At 66.5% G+C, this 16,646-nt stretch carries 15 protein-coding genes and 1 riboswitch; of the genes, 6 read left to right on the top strand and 9 right to left on the bottom strand.

Annotation, left to right across the window (positions count from 1 at the left end; genetic code table 11):
- Positions 1-8: 8 nt before the first annotated feature.
- Positions 9-1,253 (bottom strand): KasA/KasB family beta-ketoacyl-ACP synthase, encoded by a 1,245-nt coding sequence (locus NN4_RS29070; protein ID WP_147138223.1) that lies wholly within the window; start codon positions 1,251-1,253, stop codon positions 9-11.
- Positions 1,254-1,292: 39 nt separating this feature from the next.
- Here NN4_RS29070 and NN4_RS29075 point away from each other — a divergent pair, with 39 nt between their 5' ends.
- A complete protein-coding gene (locus tag NN4_RS29075) occupies positions 1,293-1,850 on the top strand; it encodes a TetR/AcrR family transcriptional regulator (protein WP_147138226.1) in 558 nt (185 codons plus the stop codon).
- Positions 1,851-1,924: 74 nt separating this feature from the next.
- Positions 1,925-3,463: an MFS transporter gene (locus NN4_RS29080; protein WP_222595193.1), complete on the top strand. Its 1,539-nt coding sequence runs from the start codon at positions 1,925-1,927 to the stop codon at positions 3,461-3,463.
- A gap of 92 nt (positions 3,464-3,555) precedes the next feature.
- Here the strand turns inward: NN4_RS29080 and NN4_RS29085 are convergent, their stop codons facing one another.
- Both NN4_RS29085 and NN4_RS29090 read right to left on the bottom strand, forming a co-directional pair.
- The gene (locus tag NN4_RS29085; protein ID WP_246181145.1) at positions 3,556-4,374 is read right to left on the bottom strand and encodes a MerR family transcriptional regulator; all 819 of its coding nucleotides are present in this window, start codon (positions 4,372-4,374) and stop codon (positions 3,556-3,558) included.
- Between the two features lie 29 nt (positions 4,375-4,403).
- Entirely contained in the window at positions 4,404-4,910 is a 507-nt protein-coding gene (locus NN4_RS29090; RefSeq protein ID WP_147138232.1) for a VOC family protein, read from the bottom strand.
- Between the two features lie 196 nt (positions 4,911-5,106).
- Between NN4_RS29090 and NN4_RS29095 the strand changes: the two genes are divergently transcribed.
- A complete protein-coding gene (locus NN4_RS29095) occupies positions 5,107-5,547 on the top strand; it encodes a DUF6640 family protein (RefSeq protein ID WP_147138235.1) in 441 nt (146 codons plus the stop codon).
- A gap of 146 nt (positions 5,548-5,693) precedes the next feature.
- Complete coding sequence (locus tag NN4_RS29100) at positions 5,694-6,584, top strand: hypothetical protein (RefSeq protein ID WP_147138238.1); 891 nt, start codon at positions 5,694-5,696, stop codon at positions 6,582-6,584.
- A 53-nt stretch (positions 6,585-6,637) separates the two neighbouring features.
- On the opposite strand, the gene thiC is transcribed toward NN4_RS29100, so the two are convergent.
- From thiC to NN4_RS29115, 3 genes are all read right to left on the bottom strand, one after another.
- Complete coding sequence (thiC, locus tag NN4_RS29105) at positions 6,638-8,287, bottom strand: phosphomethylpyrimidine synthase ThiC (RefSeq protein ID WP_147138241.1); 1,650 nt, start codon at positions 8,285-8,287, stop codon at positions 6,638-6,640.
- A riboswitch (TPP riboswitch) is annotated at positions 8,280-8,388 on the bottom strand. Its footprint overlaps the gene before it by 8 nt.
- Positions 8,389-8,494: 106 nt before the next feature.
- On the bottom strand, positions 8,495-8,977 hold the full coding sequence (locus NN4_RS29110; protein ID WP_147138245.1) for a VOC family protein: 483 nt from the start codon (positions 8,975-8,977) through the stop codon (positions 8,495-8,497).
- Positions 8,978-9,110: 133 nt separating this feature from the next.
- The gene (locus tag NN4_RS29115) at positions 9,111-10,511 is read right to left on the bottom strand and encodes a lipase family protein (protein WP_186818683.1); all 1,401 of its coding nucleotides are present in this window, start codon (positions 10,509-10,511) and stop codon (positions 9,111-9,113) included.
- A 96-nt stretch (positions 10,512-10,607) separates the two neighbouring features.
- Between NN4_RS29115 and NN4_RS29120 the strand changes: the two genes are divergently transcribed.
- Positions 10,608-11,297 (top strand): TetR/AcrR family transcriptional regulator, encoded by a 690-nt coding sequence (locus NN4_RS29120; RefSeq protein ID WP_147138251.1) that lies wholly within the window; start codon positions 10,608-10,610, stop codon positions 11,295-11,297.
- 70 nt (positions 11,298-11,367) lie between these two features.
- On the opposite strand, the gene fahA is transcribed toward NN4_RS29120, so the two are convergent.
- The 3 genes from fahA to NN4_RS29135 all read right to left on the bottom strand — a co-directional run bounded on the left by fahA (position 11,368) and on the right by NN4_RS29135 (position 14,536).
- Positions 11,368-12,549, bottom strand: coding sequence for a fumarylacetoacetase (fahA, locus tag NN4_RS29125; RefSeq protein ID WP_246181146.1), 1,182 nt, complete (start codon positions 12,547-12,549; stop codon positions 11,368-11,370).
- Positions 12,546-13,742: a homogentisate 1,2-dioxygenase gene (locus NN4_RS29130; protein WP_147138257.1), complete on the bottom strand. Its 1,197-nt coding sequence runs from the start codon at positions 13,740-13,742 to the stop codon at positions 12,546-12,548. The genes fahA and NN4_RS29130 overlap by 4 nt, the downstream gene beginning before the upstream one ends.
- 167 nt (positions 13,743-13,909) lie before the next feature.
- Positions 13,910-14,536, bottom strand: a complete 627-nt coding sequence (locus tag NN4_RS29135) for a TetR/AcrR family transcriptional regulator (protein ID WP_147138260.1) — start codon at positions 14,534-14,536, stop codon at positions 13,910-13,912.
- Positions 14,537-14,718: 182 nt separating this feature from the next.
- Between NN4_RS29135 and NN4_RS29140 the strand changes: the two genes are divergently transcribed.
- Entirely contained in the window at positions 14,719-16,641 is a 1,923-nt protein-coding gene (locus NN4_RS29140; protein WP_147138262.1) for an acyl-CoA dehydrogenase family protein, read from the top strand.
- Positions 16,642-16,646 lie beyond the last annotated feature (5 nt).

The following is a 16,646-nucleotide window of genomic DNA, read 5'->3' on the forward strand; positions in this document are numbered from 1 at the left end:
CCGCGAACTCAGACCCGGCCGAACGCCAACGCCACGTTGTGGCCGCCGAAGCCGAACGAGTTGTTCAGGGCGTAGTCGATGCGCTGCTTGCGTGCTGCGCCGCGGACGATGTCCAGATCGATCGCCGGATCGCGATTGTCGAGATTCAGTGTGGGCGGGACGATTTGGTCGCGCAGCGTCAGCATGGTGACGAGGGATTCGAGCGCGCCCACCGCGCCGATCGAATGTCCCAGTGCGGATTTGGGGGCGTAAACCGACGCATCCGGTGCGACGGCGGCGATCGCGTTGGCCTCCGACGCATCACCGATCGAGGTGGAGGTCGCGTGGGCATTGATGTGCTGGATATCCGAAACCTGCAGCCCCGCAGTCTGTATCGCCTTGCGCATGGCCCGGGCCGCGCCGATGCCCGCCGGTTCCGAGGCGACGATGTGATAAGCGTCGGAGGTGATGCCCGCGCCGAGCACCCGGCCGTGCATCTCGGCGCCGCGGGCCCGTGCGTGCCGCTCGGATTCGAGCACCAGCAGCGCGCCCGCCTCGCCGAAGACGAAGCCGTCCCGGTCCCGGTCGAACGGCCGCGACGCCCGCTCGGGTTCGTCGTTGCGGGTGCTCATTGCCCGCATCATCGCGAAACTCGCGATGGGCACCGCATCGATGTGACCCTCCACGCCGCCGGTCACCACCACATCGGCTTCGCCGGTACTGATCAGCCGCCAGGCCTGCGCGATCGCCTCGGAGCCGGACGAGCACGCCGACACCGGTGTGAAAATGCCTGCCTTGGCGCCGATTTCGAGTCCGACGGTGGCCGCAGGCCCGTTCGGCATCACCATCGGCACCGACATCGGCGACACCTTCCGGTAGCCGCCTGCTCGCATCGCGTCTACCGCGGTGATCAAAGCGTCCCCGCCGCCGAGCCCGGTGCCGATGGCGACGGCGAGCCGTTCGCCGTCCACCTCCGGGGTGCCGGCCCGCTGCCAGACCGCGCGGCCGAGCACCAGCGCCAGCTGTTCGATATAGGACAGCCGCCGCTGTTCGATCCGCGTCAGTTGTTCGCCCGGATGCGACTTCAGCTGCCCGCCGATGCGCACCGGCAGGTCGTACTCGGCGACGAAGTCCGCGGTGAGCACGCCGATGCCGCTGCGCCCGAGCAGCAGCTCCGACCAGGTCGTATCCATGTCCTCGGCCAGCGACGTGGTGGCCGCGTACCCGGTGACGACCACGGATTCCCGAGTTTTTGAAGCGATTGTTACAGTCACGATGACATGGATACCTGTACCAGTCGCTACAGTCAACCCATGGCCCGCCCCCTCGACCACGCCAAACGCGCCGAGCTACTCGACGCCGTCGTGCGCTACATCGCCGACCACGGCCTCGTCGACCTGTCGCTGCGCCCGCTCGCCGCCGCCCTCGGCACCAGCTCGCGGATGCTGATCTACTACTTCACCACCAAGGAGGAGCTGCTGGTCCAGGCGCTGGCCACCCAGCGCCCGGACCTCACGGCGCTCTTCGCGCAGGTTGCCGACGCCGCCGAACTGCGCACGCAACTGTGGGAGTTCTGGCAGGCCAACACCTCCGGCGACGGCCGCACCAGCGTCCGGGTGATGCTGCAGGTTCTCGGTGCCGCGTGTGCGGCGCACAGCCCGTATGCCGAGTACGCCGAGACCGCCATCGCGACCTTCATCGAGGCGCTCGCCGCGGGCCTGCGCGGCCTGCCCTCCGTCGGCGATCCGGAACTCGTAGCGACACTGCTTGTTTCGGGCTTGCGCGGCATCCTTCAAGATCGCGTGATCACCGGCGACGTGGACCGCACCGATCGGGCCGCTCGCCTGCTGATCGACCAGTCGCTCCGATAGCACCGGCGGCCTGGTTACTTGGTGTTTGCTGTGACTCGGTGAATGCTGGATCGGTGGGTGAGCGAGGAGGCAGGATGGCGGCGAGCGTGCCGGAGACGAATGCCGCGGTTTCGACGGTGGGCGGCACCCGCTGGGTGATGCTCGCCGTGCTGTGCGCCAGCCTGCTGCTGGTGGCGATGGATGCCACCATTCTCAACGTAGCGCTGCCTTCGCTGATCGCCGATCTGCAGGTGGGGCAGCTCGAGCAGCTGTGGATCATCGACGTCTACGGGCTGGTGCTCGGCGGCCTGCTGATCACCACGGGCGCGGTCGGCGACCGGGTCGGTCGAAAGCTGCTCTTCCTTGCGGGTTTCGTGCTCTTCGGCGTGGCCTCGGTGGTGGCGGCGACGTCGCAGAGCTCATGGCAGTTGATAGCCGGACGGGTGCTCCTCGCCATCGGCGGCGCGATGGTGATGCCGTCGACGCTGTCGCTGATCCGGAACATCTTCACCGACGCGCGCGAGCGCACCCTCGCCATCGGCATCTGGGCCGCGGTGGCCGGTGCGGGCGCGACCATCGGCCCGCTCGTCGGCGGCGTGGTGGTCGAGCAGTTCGGCTGGGCGTCGGCGTTCTGGTTGAACGTGCCGGTGGTCGTGCTCACGGTGCTGGTCGGTGCCTGGCTGCTGCCGGAATACCGTGCGCCACAAGCTGGCTCGCTGGACTGGCTGGCCGCCGTGTTGTCCATCGCGGGCATTGTCGGATTGGCCTGGGGGATCAAGCATGTCGCCAAGGGCACACCCGACCCGGTGGACTGGGTGATCCTGGTGCTCGGTGTGCTGCTGCTCGCCTGGTTCGCCCGCCGCCAGCTCCGCGCCGCCGATCCGCTGCTCGACGTGCGGCTGTTCCGCAACGGCGCCTTCTCGGCCGCCGCCCTCGCCACGCTGCTGGCCATGCTCGCGATCGGCGCCGCGCTGTTCCTGATCTCGCTGTGGTTGCAGTACGTGCACGGCTACTCGCCGTCCGAGGCGGGGCTACGCACCTTGCCCTCGGCCTTGACGCTGCTGGTCGCGTCGCTGGCGACCCCGTGGTTGATGCAGCACATCGGCGTTCGAGCCGTGCTCGCCATCGGACTCGGCGCGCTGGCGCTCGGCTTCCTCGGACTCGCGCTCAGTCCCGAGCCGACCACGTATCCCGTTGTCGCACTGGTGCTCGCGTCCTTCGGCCTCGGTGACGGCCTGGCGATCACCGCGGCCGCCGCCGTCCTGGTCTCGGCGGTGCCGCCCGAACGCGCCGGGCAGGCCGGTGCGGTCTCCGAAACCAACTACGAACTGGGCATCGGGCTCGGTGTCGCACTGCTCGGCAGCATCCACGGGCGCGTCTTCACCGAGGAGATGGTCGACCTGCCGTTGCATGGCGAAAACCTCGATACGGCAAAGGAATCCATCGGAGGTGCGGTGGAGGTGGCGGGCCGGCTGGACACCGCGACCCGCGAACAGGTCCTCGCCGCCGCCCGGCACGCGTTCGACGCGGCGCTCACCACCACTGCTTACGTCTCCGCCGCCATTGTGGCCGTCGTCGCTGTTGTCGCCGTCTGGTTGGTTCCCAAGGGATTTCGGGTCACCGGCTCCCACTAGTTCCCCGCGCGTGCTCCTCATAGGAGACCGCTTCTCGCGATTCGCCGCAGTCGTGTCCGCTGCCGTTCATGGACTCGCATCGGGGAGTGTTATCAATCCCAGGTCGCCGTTTCGGGGTCGACGCCGTAGGCGCGGGCATTGGCGTCGATGATGTCGCGCAGCCACACGGTCAAGCCGGGCTCGATCGCGTCGTAGAACGCGGTGAAGCCCGGGTCGGCAGTGTGCCTGCGGCCCAAGCAGACCTGCATCGAATGAGTGCAGTCGAAGTAGAGGCCGATCGAGGCTCGGTGCCGCTCCGCCAGCGTGTTGGCCAAGTCGCTGCCCGGCGCCGTCCCGGCGCGATACGCGGCGGCCAGGTCCGCGTTGAGCGCCTCGACACTCTCGGCGATCTGTTGCCACTGTTCGGCGGTCCGATCCGCGGCACGTTCGGCGAACTGCGCCCACTGGGCGGTGTCACCCCACTGCTCGCGCGCCTCGCCGGCCCAAGCGGGTTGCCAGTGCTGACCGAAGATCGCCACCTGTTCCTCGGCGGGCAGCAGGATGCCGGACTCCCTGGCTTCGATCAGGCGATCCAGGGCATCGCCCATCTGCTGTAGCCGGGCGACGCGCTCGCGAACCTGGTCGCGCTGTTTGCGCAGTGCCGCCGCCGCATCGGTTGCCGGTGCGTCCAGCAACGCACCGACCTCGTTCAGCGGTACCCCGAGCTCGCGGTAGACCAGTACCCGATGGATGCGGGCGATGTCCGCCGCGGTGTAGAGCCGGTAGCCCGCGTAGCTGCGCTCGGAAGGGCAGACGAGCCCGATCGCATCCCAGTGGTGCAGCGTCCGGACGGTGACGCCTACCAGCGCGGCGACGGCACCGACCGTGCGGCCGGCGCCTATCGCCGACTCAGCGAAGGGACGATTCGTCACACCGTCCAGTGTGTCAGCCCCGACGCCGGTCACTGCTCGGGCGCCGGGATGCCCATGTCCCGCAGGTACTCGGCCGCCGCGCCGTTCGGCTCATAGGGCCGGGCCGCCGTCATGATCACCCGGATGTTCTCCGGCGTGACGACCTCCAGCTCCACCGAGTTCCACGGCATCTCCCGCGGCCCTGTTGTACAGCCCGGCCGCAACTGCTCACACGCGGTCGCGATCTGCTCGAGCTGGCTCAGCACACACGCGAAACTCACGCTGAGCGCCGACGCATCGGCAGGCCGCTCACCCGGTACGAGCAACACATCCTGAAACGCCCAGCGGCGCAAGTGCGTAACCTGCCCCGGCGCCGTGAACAGATCGAAGAACCCGAGACCCCGAACCCAGAAATCCACCGACCCGGCGAGATCCGCCGTCGGCGCCGTGATGAACATCGGCATCGCGTAGATGCCGCGGTAGAGCTCCGCAGGTTCGGCGTCGACTGCGGGATCGGGAACGGGGCTGATATCGAATGCGGAAAACGTGTCGGTCATGAATGCATCGTCGAGCCTCACGCAACGTCAGGGTCAAGCGCAATGAGCTCCGACTTGCGTTGAACCGGGGTGACACCGCTGCTCCGGCGTGGCGCGAACGCGGAAGTTATGGATTGCCATTGAATAGGTTCATGGGCGTATCGCCGGGCTGTCGGTCACCGAAGACCACGGATTCCGAAGTTGGGGTAAGGCCGTGATGGGTCGGTGGCTACTGTCTATAGCCGCTGTCGGCAACGCCGTTCTGCAGTGGGTCGACGACTACAACTCGACGCACATTTTCAATCCCGCTTTCACCGCACATGCCAAATTCCATGACGGTATTACGATCTCGCTGGCCACTATCCTGGGTGGACTGGCACTGATCTATCTCTGGCGCCCCGGCTATGGGCCGGAGCGACTGGCGGTGGGCGCGTTGTTCGCCGGTGTCTGGTGGACCGGTGCGGCCTGTGCGTTCCTGTTTCCGGGTGCGTCGCACCGTGACGCACAGTTCGCTGCCGATGTCCCGCACCTGTTCGGCATGCCGATCGATCTGCGCACGATCGTGCCCGCGATGATCGCCGTGGTCGCTCTGGGATATCTGTTGGAACGCCGCCGCCTCCGGACTATCCCCCGGAGCGCTCCGCTGCCACCGCCTTAAGAATCCGAAGCTCTGCAGGTACGTACTCTGCTGTCTCGGATCGGCCCAGCCACAGCTGACCTGGCCGCGGATCTGCTACACCGTCTCACTTCGAACGTATGTTCGATACACTGGAAGGAGGTGGTATCGACCGAGAGCGAGGGGTCATGCGGGAGTCGTCCTCGGGATTGTGGAAACTGCTGGTCAGTGAGGTTGCGCTGCGGCACGGGTTCGGGTGCGAGGAGTCGGACGGGGAGTTCGTGCTCAGTGGTGCGGCGGGGGTTCGGATCGTGCTGCCGAGTACGCGGCTGGCGCGGCGGGTTGCTCGGGCGCCGCGGCAACGGTGGGCGGCGCTGGTCGGTGATCGGCTGGAGATGCAGATCGCGGATCTGACCGCGGGGCATCTGGATATGGCGCGGCTGGAGTCGGTGCGGCCGCTGCTGCGGACTCGGCTCTGCTCGGCGCGCACGAAGGGGTTGATCAATGATGTGCGGCGGTTGGTCGCGCCCGGCCTGCTGCAGCGGGTGCTGGTCGACTTCGGTGAGATCATGACGCCGGTGACTTACACGGCTGCATTGCGTTGGGGCGCAAAGGAATCTGATCTGTTCGAGATCGCCGAGCGCAACACCCGCGCGGAGGGCGGGCTCGACCTGATGGCGGCCGAGATCGACGGTATGGACGACATTGATATCCAAACGCTCTACGGTGCTTCGGATTTCGTCACGGCGCACGTGCGCTGGCTCGACGACTATCCGGTCGTCGGACCCTGGGGTGCACTGCTCGTCATCCCGAGGCACACCCACCTGCTCGTGCACCCGATCACCGGCCCCACCGTCTTCGCAGGAATGAGCCTGCTCGCCCAGCTGCTCGTCGCGGGCGAGGCGGAGTCGAGACCGGTCAGCCGCTCGATCTACTGGTGGCGCAACCGGATCACCGTCGACATCGCCGCGACCATTCGCGGCAGCGGCGACCGGATGGAAGTCGTCCCCGCCGATCACCTCGAGTCGCTGCTGGCGATCATGCGCAGGGACGGAAACGACCGATTCCCGCACACCTGAAGCGATGTGCGGGAACCGGATGCGTTGCCGGACAGGCGAACCCGTCGACGAAGCTACGAAACGACGGGCAGGTAGACCGCGTTACCGTTGTCGACGAACTCCGCCGACTTCGCCGCCATCCCGGCCTCGATCGCCTCGACATCGGTGAGCTGGTTACGCGCCGCGTACTCGCGGACATCCGCCGAGATGCGCATCGAGCAGAATTTCGGACCGCACATGGAGCAGAAGTGCGCGGTCTTGGCGGGCTCGGCGGGCATGGTCTCGTCGTGGTATTCCCGGGCCGTGTCCGGATCCAGCGACAGCGCGAACTGATCGCGCCAGCGGAATTCGAAACGCGCCTTGGACAATTCGTCGTCGCGCTGCTGCGCATGGGGGTGACCCTTGGCCAGGTCGGCGGCGTGTGCGGCGATCTTGTAGGTGATCACGCCGACCTTGACGTCGTCGCGGTTGGGCAGCCCGAGGTGTTCCTTCGGGGTCACGTAGCAGAGCATCGCCGTGCCCGCCTGCGCGATGATCGCGGCGCCGATCGCCGAGGTGATGTGGTCGTAGGCGGGCGCGATGTCGGTGGCGAGCGGGCCGAGGGTGTAGAACGGCGCCTCCTCGCACAGCTCCTCCTCCAGCCGCACATTCTCCACGATCTTGTGCATCGGCACGTGCCCGGGGCCCTCGATCATCACCTGCACGCCATGGGATTTCGCGATCTTCGTCAGCTCGCCGAGCGTGCGCAGCTCCGCGAACTGGGCCTCGTCGTTGGCGTCGGCGATGGAGCCGGGGCGCAGGCCGTCACCGAGGGAGAAGGTCACGTCGTACTTCGCCAGGATGTCGCACAGCTCGGCGAAGTTGGTGTACAGGAACGACTCCTGGTGGTGCGCCAAACACCATGCGGCCATGATGGATCCGCCGCGCGAGACGATGCCGGTGACCCGCTTGGCGGTCAGCGGCACGTAGCGCAGCAGCACGCCCGCGTGCACGGTCATGTAGTCCACGCCCTGCTCGCACTGCTCGATCACGGTGTCGCGGTAGATCTCCCAGGTGAGCTTGGTCGGATCGCCGTTCACCTTCTCCAACGCCTGGTAGATCGGCACGGTGCCGACCGGCACGGGGGAGTTGCGCAGGATCCACTCGCGGGTCTCGTGGATGTTCTTGCCGGTGGACAGGTCCATGATGGTGTCGGCGCCCCAGCGGGTGGCCCACACCATCTTCTCCACCTCCTCGGCGATGGAGGACGAGACGGCCGAGTTGCCGATGTTCGCATTGATCTTCACCAGGAACTTCTTGCCGATGATGGTCGGCTCCAGCTCCGGGTGTTTGTGGTTGGCCGGGATCACCGCGCGACCGAGGGCGACCTCGTCGCGTACCAGCTCGGGCGTCACACCCTCGCGGGCGGCGATGAACCGCATCTCGGGGGTGATGATGCCTTGCCTGGCCCAGGCGAGCTGGGTCGGCGGTCCGTCGACCTCAGGCTTGGTCCAGGTGTCGCGGAGCTTCGGCAGACCCGACTCCAGGTCGATCTCCGCCGAGTCGTCGGTGTACGGACCCGAGGTGTCGTAGACGTCGAAGTGCTCACCGTTGGTCAGGTTCACCCGGCGCACCGGGACGCGGAGCCCGTCGACCTCGTGATAGTGCTTGACGCTGCCTTCGATGGGTCCGGTGGTGACAGTGTCGACTGTCTCGGAGCCGTCTTTGGACGCAACAGATGCCATGATTTTTCCTCCCTACGCCGGCATTACCCGGTCAGGTTCATACGGTCGACGGCCCTAGCCGTCCTCTCAGCCCGCTGGTGCGAGCCCCCGTTGGCGTGTGAAATTTTCCAAGCCGACAGTACCTGCTGACCCTGAACGCGCGTCAGGTGATCGGTGGAAGACGCAGGTCGGCGCCGGTGGCATCGGTCCGGCGCCGGCCGTACGAGCTCAGTCCGTCTTGCCGTGGTAGGCGTCGCGCATCTGCTGCAGGACGATCTTCCGCATCCCGAGCATGGCCTGCATGGCGCGGTTCACCGCTTCCCGATCGTCGCCGGTGACCAGCTCGGTGGCCTCGGCGGGCCAGATCTGCCACGGCACCCCGTATTTGTCGTTGAGCCAGCCGCATTCGATCTCCTTGCCGCCGTCGGCGAGCAGTGCCTCCCAGAGCCGGTCGACCTCGTCCTGGCTTTCGCAGTTGACCAGCAGCGACATGGCATGGGTGTAGTTGTAGTCGCCGCCACCGTTGATGGCGGTGAACTGCTGTCCGTTGAGTTCGAAGTCGACGGTGATCGCCAGATCCGTCGGACGGTTGGTCGCCTCGGTGTGGTACTGGACGTGGGTGATCTTCGAGTCGGCGAACAGCGAACAGTAGAACTCGGCGGCTTCTTCTGCCTGGGTGTCGTACCAGAGGTTGGTGACGATCTTCTGCATGATGGTCCTCCCGGCCGGAGTTGATAGATATCTGTGCAGACGTGATGGGTGACCGGAATTCATCGCTGTGGAATGAGAAAAGCCTGCCGTCGACCGGTGGGTTCCGGTCGGCGGCAGGCTTCGGACGTTGTTACTAACGCTCGCGAGGGCCGATCGGGAAACCGAGCGCGCCGAAGGTGGCGTTCAGGTTGATCTCGATCTGCGTCAGCAGCGCGTTGAAATCAGCCAGCATGGACACGACATTCTCGGTTCGGCAGCCGAACTGATCGGGTGCGTTCGGCGCGAGCCGCGCCTTCAGCCAGTTGAGCGTGTCGGCCATGCCGAGCGACGGCAGGCTCAAATGCTCGCTGAGATGATCGCGCTTGTAGAGCACCGATGCGCCACCGGCACACCACTGCTGGGACAGCCGGTCATTGGTCCACACCGGCACCGCCTCGTCGAACACGCCCTGGTACAGGAAGATCGGTGCGGTAGGAATATTGCGGCCGAGCACGGTCGAGTCGAAGACCTCCTTGATCTCGGGCACCGCGAGGAAGTCCGGGATCGGAATGGTCAGCAACCGGCCGTAGTCGACGAACATCTGGGTGAGCGCGTTGCGCGGCAGGCATTGCCGTTCGGTCTGGTCCATCAGCGCCCGGCCCTCCGGCTTCAGATACCGGTCGGAGGCCTCCCGGAACTTCGGATAGGCCTTGCGCAGTGAGGAAATGCCGATGCCGATCAGCGAGGAGAACATCGAGCCGTTCACATGCAGCAGCGACACCACATCCGAGGTCGGCGCGCCGAGCGCGATGCCTTTCACGTTCAGTTCGGGTGCGTAAGTCGGCTGCATTTCGGCCGCCCAGCCGGAGCCCATACCGCCGCCCGAGTAGCCCCAGAACGCAACGGGGGTGTTTGCTCCATCCAGCCCCAGCGGCTCGAAACGTTCGGCGGCACGGACGCCGTCGAGTGTCATGTAGCCCGGCTCCTTGGGCACGGTGAGGTGACCGTTGACGCCCTCGTAGTCCGGAATGGAGACCGCCCAGCCTTGGCTGATCAACGCGGCCAGCCCGAGCAGTTCGCTCTGTGAATGGATGCCTTCGAGTCCGGCCAGGCCCGCGCCCTGCTGCAACACGAACGACGGCGAGCAGTCCAGATTGGCGCTGTCGTAGTAGAACTGCAGCGATACCAGTGGCCGGGACCGATTCGGATCGGCTAGCGCGGGGAGCACCACCGTGGTCACGGCCGCGGTGGGTTGTTCGTTCAGATCCGTAGTGCGATAAAGCAATTGCCAGGCCCGTACATTCACCGGAAGAACGGTCAGCGCCGCGAGACGTACCTCGCGGGATCGGAGAATGGCGCCGGGCTCCTGGGCTTCGAAGCCTTCGGGCGGCTGGTAGAACGAATCTTCGTGCGGGAGTGGAATTGCGGTGGCCTGCGTGGGAGTGACTGCGCCGGCGAGCAGCACGGCGGCCATGGCGCACGCCATGGTCACCAGCGTGGCAACCGTGCGCCCCGACCGGGTACGACCGGTCCGATCCCCTGTGATCACTGACACGTGTGCGTCCTTCCTCATCATGTGACAGCGATTACAACATGAGAGCCTGTTATCAACAAGAACTCTTTCTAAAGCTTGTCGAGCTATGGTCGAGGTATGACCCGCAGCAAATCCGCCGCGCGGCCTGCCGAGGGGCCGGCTCGTCGCCGGATCCGTGGACTCGACGCCGAACAGCGCAGCGCACAGCGGCGCAATCAACTGCTCGACGCGGCCACCGAACTGTTTGCCGAGCACAGCTATTCGGGAACATCGATCGAGCAGATCTGCCAGCGCGCGTATGTCGGAACCAAGGGGTTCTACGACCATTTCGACAGCAAGGAAGCCTGCTACATCGCACTGCTAGAGAAACTCACCGCGCAGATCCAGCAACGAGTGATCGCCGGCGCCGCCGCGGCCGCCGACTTGGCCTGGCCCGAGCGCGCCGTGCCGGTGATCGAGGCGTTCGTGCACGCGATCGCCGACGACCCGCGCTTGGCCAGGGTGACTTTCGGTGAGGCGGGCGGCATCTCGCCCGCGGTGGAGCGGATGCGGCGCAGCAACCGGCGTTGGTCGGCGGCCTTCCTGGACCGGGTGTGGAGCGGTGAACCGGCGAGCGACGCCGGTGTGCAGCGGGCTCGGCTGGCCTTGGCGCTGGCCACCATCGGCGGCATGTTCGAACTCGTCGCGGACTGGCTGCACCATCACGACGACGGTGGCGCCCCGGACGGCGTCGACACCCTCACCGAGGATCTGATCCGGTTCGTGACCGTGGTCAATGCCGGACGCGGAGCTGTTGCGGGACAATAGTTTATGACAAACGACGCGGGGCGGCCGAATGATTCGGCCGCCCCGCGTCGTTGTTGTCCGGCTACTCGGGTCAGTCGCGACGACGCGCGGGCTGAATTCTCCCCCGGACCTCGCCGAGGCCGATGCGCCCGGTGCCGGGGCCCGGTGCGGACGCGGTGATGACCACCTCGTCGCCGTCCTCCAGGAACGTGCGCTTCTGGCCGCCCACCAGTACGGGTTCGCTACCGCCCCAGGAGAGTTCGATGAAGGACCCACGCTGGTCGGGCTCCGGGCCGGAGATGGTGCCGGACGCGTACAGATCACCGGTGCGGGTGGCGGCGCCGTTCGCGGTGAGGTGGGCCAGCATCTGCGCGGGCGACCAGTACATCCGGGAGAACGGCGGGTGCGCGACCACCTCCCCGTTCCAGGACACCGTCAGGTCGATGTCGAGACCCCACGGCTCCTTTTCTCGCAGGTAGGGCAGGGGCTCCGGGGATTGCTCCGGTGTCGGTACCCGTGCGGATTCCAGCGCGGCCAGCGGCGTAACCCAGGGTGCGATCGAGGTCGCGAAGGACTTGCCGAGGAAGGGGCCGAGCGGCTGGTACTCCCACGCCTGGATATCGCGGGCGGACCAGTCGTTGACCAGTGCGACGCCGAACACCCGCTCGGCGAACTCGCCGGTCTCGATCGGATCGCCGAGTTCGGAACCGACACCGACCAGGAAGCCGAGCTCGGCCTCGATGTCCAGGCGCCGGGACGGACCGAAATCCGGTGTGCCCGAATCGGTCCGGCGCTGGCCGGACGGCCGGATCACCTCGGTGCCGGACACCACCACGGTGCCTGCCCGCCCGTGGTAGCCGACCGGCAGATGCCGCCAATTCGGCAACAGGGGTTCGCTGTCCGGCCGGAACAGGCGGCCGAGGTTCGTCGCGTGGTCGATGCTGGCGTAGAAGTCGACGTAGTCGCCGATCGGCACCGGCAGGCCGAGCTGCACCTCGGACAGCGCATGTACTGCGGCGCTATCGATTTCGTTGCCTACCAGTTCGCGGATGCGTTCACGCACCTCCCGCCAATGGTCCGGACCCCGTGCCATGAGGGCGGCCAGGCTCGGTTCGGCGAACTCCGGATCACCCAGTGCCGCAGCGAGGTCGATGACCGAATCGCCCAATCGTGTTCCGACACGGTAGTGCTGGCCCTCCGGAGCGAACACCCCGTAGGGCAGGTTGTCCGCACCGAACAGGGAATCGTCGGGTACTTCGACGCGAGTCTTCACGCGGGCCCCCGTCCGGACCAGGTCCACGCGTACGCCGGGTCTTCACAGGCGAGAGCGCCTTCGCCGAGTTCCAGCGGCCGGAAGGTGTCGACCATGACCGCGAGTTCGTCGAAGTAGTCGAGCCCGATGCTGCGCTCGTAGGCGCCGGGCTGTGGGCCGTGCGCGTAGCCGCCGGGATGCACCGACACCGAACCCTGTGCGATGCCGGATCCCTTGCGCGCCTCGTAGTTTCCGCCGCAGTAGAACATGATCTCGTCGGAGTCGACGTTGGAGTGGTAGTACGGCACCGGGATGGACAGCGGGTGATAGTCCACCTTGCGCGGCACGAAATTGCAGACCACGAAGTTGGTCCCCTCGAAGACTTGATGAGCCGGCGGCGGCTGGTGGATGCGGCCGGTGATCGGCTCGAAATCGCTGATGTTGAACGTGATCGGATACAGGCAGCCGTCCCAGCCGACCACGTCGAACGGGTGGGTGGCGTACACCAGCCGGGTGCCGACGACCTTGCCGCCGGGGCGGTGCTTGACCAGCACCTCCACGTCGGTGCCGGTCGCGGTCAGGATCTCCGCCGGGCCGTGCAGGTCGCGCTCGCAGTAGGGCGCGTGCTCGAGCAGCTGGCCGAACTTCGACAGGTACCGCTTCGGCGGGGTGATATGGCTGGACGCCTCGATCACATACGCGCGCAAGGGTTCCGGGCCGGTGGGCAGCCAGCGGTGGGTGGTCGCGCGCGGGATGAGCACCTGGTCGCCCTGGCGCGCGGGCAGCGGGCCGAAGACCGTCTCGACCACCGCGGCACCGGATTCCACATAGACCAGCTCGTCGCCGATCGCGTTGCGGTACAGCGGTGAGCTGCCCTTCGCCACGACATAGGAGATGCGCACATCGGTGTTGCCGAGCAGCAGCCGTCGTCCGGTCACCGCGTCGGTCCTGGCCGGGGTGTCGTCGGGGAACAACTCGGGCAACCGCAGATGTCGGTGGCGCAGTGGATGATTCGGAGTGGTGGACTGATCGGGCAGCTCCCACACCGTCGAGTCGACGATCGCGGGCGGCAGCCCACGGTGGTACAGCAGTGAGGAATCGCCGGAGAAACCCTCCTCGCCCATCAGCTCTTCGTAATAGAGCTGCCCCTGCTCGTCCCGGTGTTGCGTATGCCGTTTCGGCGGCACCGCTCCTACTTGTCGATAGAACGCCATGACCGCACCTCCTGCCTGGCTTGTGGCCTGGTTCAACTGGTCCCCATCGTAGTGATGGGCGCGCGGGTGCAGTGGCGGAATCCGCCCCCGTCAGCGCGGATTCTGCCGGAACATCGGGTGATCGGGAGGCATTTCGACTAGCTGTTCAGAAAGTTGCTGACAATTTGTCAGGCGTGGCGCAGGGCGCGGTAGACCGCTGCGCCGACGAAGGCGCCGAGGTCCTGGGCCGTCCAGCCGCCCTCGCCTGCCAGCAGTGTGCGCACCGCGCCTTCGCCGGCCGACACCCACAGCTCCACCAGCACCGGCAGCTTGCGTTCGGCGTCTTCGGTGCCCCAGGCGCGCAGGGTCGGGCGCAGCAGGGTGCTGCAGCGTTCGATGGCCAGGGCGCGGCCGCGGCCGAACGAATCCGCAACGGCCGGATCGGGATTGCCGTAGAGCAGGCGCCAGGCGTCGGGCCGGGCGGCGGCCTTCTCCAGTAGTGCGCGGAAGCCTTCGATGAACACGGTTTCGCCGGCGTCCACGTCGCGGCGGCGCATCACGCCGAGCAGATCGTCGACCAGGTAACTCTCTTCGCGCTGGATCAGCGCTTCGATCAGTTCGACGCGGTCGGCGAAGCAGGCGTAGACCACCGGCCGGGTCACGTTCATCCGTTCGGCGATGGCGGCCATGGTGATCGCCGCGATGCCGTGCTCCACGGCGATGGCCAGCGCGGTGTCGAGCACCTGCGGGCGGCGGCGTTCCGGGCCGAGGTGCGGCGCTCGTTGCCGCGGTCGCACGGCCGAATCGCTACCCATGAGCACAACATAGCAGCGCATGTTGCGGAGTTCTCGCTGGTCCTGCGCCTGTAGATCAACTTCCTACGCGTGTGAATGTTAATGCTACAGTCGTGCATGAAGTCGGCTGGGTAGTGCCGACTGTCTTTGTCGAGCGACCTGCACGCGGGTGCGAGCGCTATGCCACAGCCGAGGAGTCAGCGATGACCGAAACCCTGTTCAACCCGAAGACCTGCGAATTCACCGAGTTCGACGCGGAGACCCGCCGGTTGCTGCGCGCGACCGTCGATTGGTTCGAGACCCGCGGCAAAGCGGTGCTCAAGCAGGAGGATCGGGATCGGGTCTGGTACGCGGAGTTCCTCGATTTCGTGAAGCGCGAGGCGGTCTTCGCGACTTTCCTCACACCGGCCGCCGAGGCGGACGGCGATCCGAACAAGCGCTGGGACACCGCGCGGATCGCGATGATGAGCAAGATCCTCGGCTTCTACTCCATGCAGTACTGGTACGTCTGGCAGGTCAGCATTCTCGGCCTCGGCCCGATCTGGCAGAGCGACAACGCGGCGGCCAAGCGGCGCGCCGCCGCCCTGCTGGCTGCCGGCGAGATCTTCGCCTTCGGTCTGTCCGAGAAGGAGCACGGCGCCGACGTCTACTCCACCGACATGATGGTCGCGCCGCAGCCCGGCGGCGGCTACCTGGCCACCGGCGCCAAGCACTACATCGGCAACGGCAATCAGGCCGCGCTGGTCTCGGTGTTCGGCCGGCGCTCCGACAAGCCGATCATCGACAGCTCGAAGGCGCTGGAAAGCAAACCGACACAGCAGGATTACGAGGGATACCTGTTCTTCCTGGCGGACAGCCAGCACGAGAACTACCACCTGCGCGGCAATGTCGTGGACAGCCAGATGTATGTGGCGGCCTTCGATCTGGAGAACTATCCCGTTGCCGAGGAAGACATCCTGCACCGCGGCGAGGCGGCTTTCCACGCGGCGATGAACACCGTGAATGTCGGCAAGTTCAATCTCGGCTTCGGTGCTGTCGGCGCCTGCGAGCACGCCTACTACGAGGCCGTGACGCACGCCGAGAACCGAATCCTGTTCGGGCACAAGGTGACCGAGTTCCCGCAGGTACAGTCACTGCTGACCGACTCGTACGCGCGGCTGATAGCGATGAAGCTCTACAGTGAGCGGGCCATCGATTACCTGCGGTCGGCCTCCCCGGAAGACCGGCGCTACCTGCTGTTCAACGCGATCGAGAAGATGACCGTCACCCGGCAGGGGCAGCGGATCATCGAGGACCTCGCCGATGTGATCGCGGCCCGCGGTTTCGAGAAGGACATGTACTTCCCGATCGCGATGCTCGGCCTGTTCGGCCTGCCCCGGCTCGAAGGCACCGTGCACGTGAACATGGCGCTGTCGCTGAAGTTCATGGCCAACTACATGTTCCACCCCGCCGACGCGGGCCTCGCCGCCCTGCGCTTCCTGCCCGGTGCCGGTGCCGCACCGAAGAGCACGGTCCGCGCCGTCTCCGGTGCACTGAGCTGGTCGAGTCGCAAGCTCGCCCCGCGTGCCGGCGCCGCCATCCCGAAGCTGCGCACCGAACTGGCCGGCGCCGCCTACGCCCCGGTACCCACCCGCCGCGACCCCGCCGACGACGAATTCCTCTTCCGCCAGGGACCGAGCAGCGGCCTCGGCCGCATCCGCTTCAGCGACTGGCGCCAGGTCTTCGAAAAGTTCACCCACATACCGAATGTCGCCGTCTTCCTCGACCAGGCCCTGGCCTTCCAAACCCTGCTCGCCGCCGCATCCCCCACCGCCACCCAGCAACGCGACGTCGACTTCCTCTTCGCACTCGGCGAACTCTTCACCGCCCTGCCCTACGCCCAACTGGTCCTCGAACAAGCAGAAATCGAAGGCACCGACCCAGCCCTGCTGGACCAGATCTTCGACAATTTCGTCCGCGAATTCGCCAAGAACGCCCTCACCTTGCACACCAAGCCCACCGCAACCAAGGCCCAGCAAACCCGAGCCCTCGACCTCATCCGCCGCCCGATCGCCGATCGCCCCCGCTTCGAAAAGGTATTGACCCAAGCCAGGTCCCTCGCCGGAACATACGAAATGAACCCGTAAAACTG

The organism is Nocardia ninae NBRC 108245, assembly GCF_007990755.1.
Lineage (GTDB): Bacteria > Actinomycetota > Actinomycetes > Mycobacteriales > Mycobacteriaceae > Nocardia > Nocardia ninae.

What these genes read in the sequence shown, in the direction of transcription:
- NN4_RS29080 (WP_222595193.1), top strand. Translation starts at nt 1,925, where the DNA reads ATGGCGGCGAGCGTGCCGGAGACGAATGCCGCGGTTTCGACGGTGGGC.
- NN4_RS29090 (WP_147138232.1), bottom strand. Translation starts at nt 4,910, where the DNA reads ATGACCGACACGTTTTCCGCATTCGATATCAGCCCCGTTCCCGATCCC.
- NN4_RS29100 (WP_147138238.1), top strand. Translation starts at nt 5,694, where the DNA reads ATGCGGGAGTCGTCCTCGGGATTGTGGAAACTGCTGGTCAGTGAGGTT.
- NN4_RS29120 (WP_147138251.1), top strand. Translation starts at nt 10,608, where the DNA reads ATGACCCGCAGCAAATCCGCCGCGCGGCCTGCCGAGGGGCCGGCTCGT.
- thiC (WP_147138241.1), bottom strand. Translation starts at nt 8,287, where the DNA reads ATGGCATCTGTTGCGTCCAAAGACGGCTCCGAGACAGTCGACACTGTC.
- NN4_RS29130 (WP_147138257.1), bottom strand. Translation starts at nt 13,742, where the DNA reads ATGGCGTTCTATCGACAAGTAGGAGCGGTGCCGCCGAAACGGCATACG.
- NN4_RS29140 (WP_147138262.1), top strand. Translation starts at nt 14,719, where the DNA reads ATGACCGAAACCCTGTTCAACCCGAAGACCTGCGAATTCACCGAGTTC.
- NN4_RS29075 (WP_147138226.1), top strand. Translation starts at nt 1,293, where the DNA reads ATGGCCCGCCCCCTCGACCACGCCAAACGCGCCGAGCTACTCGACGCC.
- NN4_RS29095 (WP_147138235.1), top strand. Translation starts at nt 5,107, where the DNA reads ATGGGTCGGTGGCTACTGTCTATAGCCGCTGTCGGCAACGCCGTTCTG.
- NN4_RS29110 (WP_147138245.1), bottom strand. Translation starts at nt 8,977, where the DNA reads ATGCAGAAGATCGTCACCAACCTCTGGTACGACACCCAGGCAGAAGAA.
- NN4_RS29135 (WP_147138260.1), bottom strand. Translation starts at nt 14,536, where the DNA reads ATGGGTAGCGATTCGGCCGTGCGACCGCGGCAACGAGCGCCGCACCTC.